The sequence below is a fragment of the Sunxiuqinia dokdonensis genome (assembly GCF_001270965.1).
Lineage (GTDB): Bacteria > Bacteroidota > Bacteroidia > Bacteroidales > Prolixibacteraceae > Sunxiuqinia > Sunxiuqinia dokdonensis.
Genome location: NZ_LGIA01000071.1, coordinates 1 through 3435, shown reverse-complemented (window position 1 = coordinate 3435; position 3435 = coordinate 1). Strand labels below are relative to the sequence as shown.

Sequence of the window (3435 nt, the reverse complement as noted above, 5' to 3'; positions counted from 1 at the left end):
AGCGGGGTTTAGTTCAACGGAAAATTATAAGTTACGTGGCGGATTGCGTGTGAATCTCTGTCCGGGTACGGACGAGAGATTGAGCGGGAATCCGCTGCTCGCATACCACTGAAACCGCCATGGAATTTATAAAATGTTATGGCTAGTTGTTATTTTATTCTTTTCCCAATCCTTTTATCATCAGGATCTCGTCGGCAATCCCAAATCATAATAATCAAAAGTAACTGATCAAAGATTTCATAGATAATTTGATAATCTCCGGTAATTAGTGCTCTAACAGTGTCGTAATCAGTCTTTGTCCCAATTAGAGGATTACGAGAAATCAATTTGATGCTTTTATCAATCTCAGTGTTTAATTTTTTGCTGTATGTTGCACTTTTATTTCTCTGGATATAGAAATCGAGAATGTCGAATAAGTCAGATTTTGCGTCAGTTGACCATTCTATTTTGTATTTAGCCATTGGTCAATCTCTTTTTGTAACTCGTTGTGTGAGATAGTCTTTTTTTGTTTTAATTCATTCCTTGCAGAATCAATTCTTTTTTTCTGAAAATCGCTTAATTTATATTCTCCCTCAGAAACTTTTGATTCAATAATTGTCTTGATAGCTTTCAGAAAAGATGCATCATCAATGTGAGAAAGATGTTCTGTTATTATATGTCTTAATTCAACTGTACTCATCACAAATCGTTTACCCAAAAATACTTATTTTTTGTCGTAATCCAATCGGTTTTAGAAAATCCCAAAATCATAAAATCATTTGATTTTGAATTGAATTTAGGAATTTGCAGCGAATTTTTTCAATTAGCCATAACGGATTGGCCATATGATACGTTGCGCTTTTTCGTTCTTCCACAAAGTTAATTATCTTTGCCAAATCTCCTAATCCAACCAACCTCAATAACCTCACGCGCAATGTATTATGATGGCGTGTTGGGCGCTGTATTTATTCGTATCAATCCATGCTGTAAATAAAATTAGCTTTTCTTTATTGCTATAAAATTTCGGTTAACACTTTGTTTCTTATTTAAAATCAATGTGCGTTGGCCTTTTATAATTTATTATTTCAAAATATCAGAATACTAAACGATTAATAATCTAAATAATGAAGATGCTTTATAATTCATTTTCTGTTAACATTAATCTACTTAACCACAGTAATCTGTAAAAAAGTGCTCTATAGGTAATCTTCTAATGCAATATTTTCGTATCAATTAATATGTTGTCTTATTAATAAGTTATCCTATTAATAAGTTAGCGCGTTGGACTATTTTAAAAGCTAATTTTATTTTTTGTTGGCAATATCAGAAGATTCTATTTTTAAATAATTTGAGCGTCTGGCAATTCAAATCCTCACTTACATTCAAAATCATAAATCAATTCACAACCCAACTAAATAATCAAATCGATAAAGTGCGTTGGAAACTTTAATTTTTTTTGTTTTTTAAGCCAACAAAAAGCTTACCTATTATGCAAAAGGATATAGCGCCCAACGGTCACTTGTATGTGGTCGGGCGGGATTTCTGGAAGAAATCCTGTCAGACCCGCAAGGAGGTGGCAACACTGGTTTGACTTGTCAAACCGAGACGACCCCCGCCTGCCATATTACAATATGTTAGGTGCTGGCTTTAATCATTTATTAAGTAAATAATCCAGAAGGGTTAGTCAGAAGATAACAGCCAAAGAGGAAGACTATGATTCCAATCGCAGATGTGAAAATTATTTCCGACCGAATCCCAGGTTCTAAAACACTCACTTTGCTATTTAGTCTATTAAAGTACACAGTCACTTTTTCTCCTTTCGGGAACTTTCTTGCATATCTTAAACCATTCCAACGTTTGAAATTACTCAGTAATGAGCTACCAAAATATATTCGTCGGGACATATACTCAGTCCCTTGAACTACGTACTTATACTTTATTTTTGCACCATAAATTCTTTCAGAATCGCCAGAGGAACCAAATTCAATAAATTTGGATTCTATAATCTCTCCACTCGTTGTGTTCCAAGACTTTGATGATTTTGCTCGAATTATAGCGCGTAGACTTAGAATAAAAATTACAACTCCTGCAACAGCAATAAGAATTTTTAAGACCATTGCAAAATCCAGAATATTAATAAATTCATTAGTCATGTCGTTTATATTATTGGTTTTTTTAGCTTGCACCTAACGGTAAATTGTATGTTACGTAGGGGATTTCGGAGAGCGTCACTGTCGACCGTTACGCTTTAATTTGATAAGAGCTGGAACGCCCGAAAATCGCTGAAACCCCTATGGAATATACAAAATGTTATGGGCTGGGCTTTTTTAGTTTTTCTTATTTTTCTTTCCTAGCATTTTTATTGCTCTATCGAAATCAGATTCAATTTTTTGTGTCTTATTAAATCGATCATATTCCGAAAATGCTTTTTGCTCTGCCTGTTTCGCAGAAATCTGTCCTTTCCCTTCAAGCACTTTATACTCGTTAAAATCAAGAAATTTATTTACGCTCTCAGAGAATTGCTCCATTGTAAATGCGTTCCTATTTTCAATAATCCGCTCAATATAATCAAAGTAGCTACTTATTGTGCGCTCTAAACTTTTTATTTGAGGTTCTGTTAAATAGTTTTTTGCGATATTAGTGTCTGATTTTAAAATCCTTCCATCAGGTGAATTTTTCCAAGTTTTTAATCCCATAAACTCTTTGTCAGCATCTGCATTATCATAAATTATTTCTGCTGCGGTATGTCCGTGAATTGCAAAATGAAATTTATTCTGAACTGTTGCGTAAAATTTCTGAGTTATTTCAGATTTTGGATCATAGTCAATGCTACATTCTGCGAATATATCTGTAATCTGTTGATAAATTCTTCGCTCACTTGCTCGAATTGACCTAACTCTCTCTAATAACTCTTTGAAATAATCTTTACCAAAGTAACGACCATTTTTTAATCGTTCATCATCCATCACAAAACCTTTGATGATGTACTCTTTAAGAGTATTAGTTGCCCATATTCTAAATTTAGTTGCCTGTCTTGAATTTACTCTATAACCTACAGAAATTATAGCATCGAGATTGAAGTATTTAACTTGATATGTCTTATTGTCTGCAGCAGTTGTTTCCAAAATGGAAATAACTGAATTTTCATCAAGCTCTCCTGTTTCAAATATATTTTTTAAATGTTTACTAATTGCAGGTACTTGCACTCCAAATAATTGTGCTATAGATTTTTGAGATAGCCAAACTGTTTCTTCGTTTAAAATAACTTCTACTTTTACATTTCCATCTGGTGCAGAGTAAAGTAAGAAATCGGTCAATTCATCTTTTATCGAAAGCTTTTTCATATCAAATTTTAAAAATCAATCTACGTAAAAGTACTACTTTTCAATTGAAATGTAGTTTTTCGACATCTGAGATGTGCCAATTTTGCCTTGCCCATAACGTTCTAGTATTTTA

General features: G+C 33.1%; 4 protein-coding genes. All 4 read right to left on the bottom strand.

Features of this window, described 5'->3' with window-relative positions; all coding sequences use genetic code 11:
• Nucleotides 1-149 precede the first annotated feature (149 nt).
• The 4 genes from NC99_RS06270 to NC99_RS06255 all read right to left on the bottom strand — a co-directional run bounded on the left by NC99_RS06270 (nucleotide 150) and on the right by NC99_RS06255 (nucleotide 3323).
• The gene (locus NC99_RS06270) at nucleotides 150-461 is read right to left on the bottom strand and encodes a type II toxin-antitoxin system RelE/ParE family toxin (protein WP_053181034.1); all 312 of its coding nucleotides are present in this window, start codon (nucleotides 459-461) and stop codon (nucleotides 150-152) included.
• Nucleotides 443-679 (bottom strand): hypothetical protein, encoded by a 237-nt coding sequence (locus NC99_RS06265; protein ID WP_053181031.1) that lies wholly within the window; start codon nucleotides 677-679, stop codon nucleotides 443-445. The genes NC99_RS06270 and NC99_RS06265 overlap by 19 nt, the downstream gene beginning before the upstream one ends.
• A 958-nt stretch (nucleotides 680-1637) precedes the next feature.
• On the bottom strand, nucleotides 1638-2165 hold the full coding sequence (locus tag NC99_RS06260) for a DUF3592 domain-containing protein (RefSeq protein WP_053181028.1): 528 nt from the start codon (nucleotides 2163-2165) through the stop codon (nucleotides 1638-1640).
• Nucleotides 2166-2306: 141 nt separating this feature from the next.
• A complete protein-coding gene (locus NC99_RS06255) occupies nucleotides 2307-3323 on the bottom strand; it encodes a virulence RhuM family protein (RefSeq protein ID WP_053181026.1) in 1017 nt (338 codons plus the stop codon).
• Nucleotides 3324-3435 lie beyond the last annotated feature (112 nt).

Excerpts from the sequence above, each read along its gene's own strand:
- NC99_RS06265 (WP_053181031.1), bottom strand. The coding sequence starts at position 679 with ATGAGTACAGTTGAATTAAGACATATAATAACAGAACATCTTTCTCAC.
- NC99_RS06270 (WP_053181034.1), bottom strand. The coding sequence starts at position 461 with ATGGCTAAATACAAAATAGAATGGTCAACTGACGCAAAATCTGACTTA.
- NC99_RS06255 (WP_053181026.1), bottom strand. The coding sequence starts at position 3,323 with ATGAAAAAGCTTTCGATAAAAGATGAATTGACCGATTTCTTACTTTAC.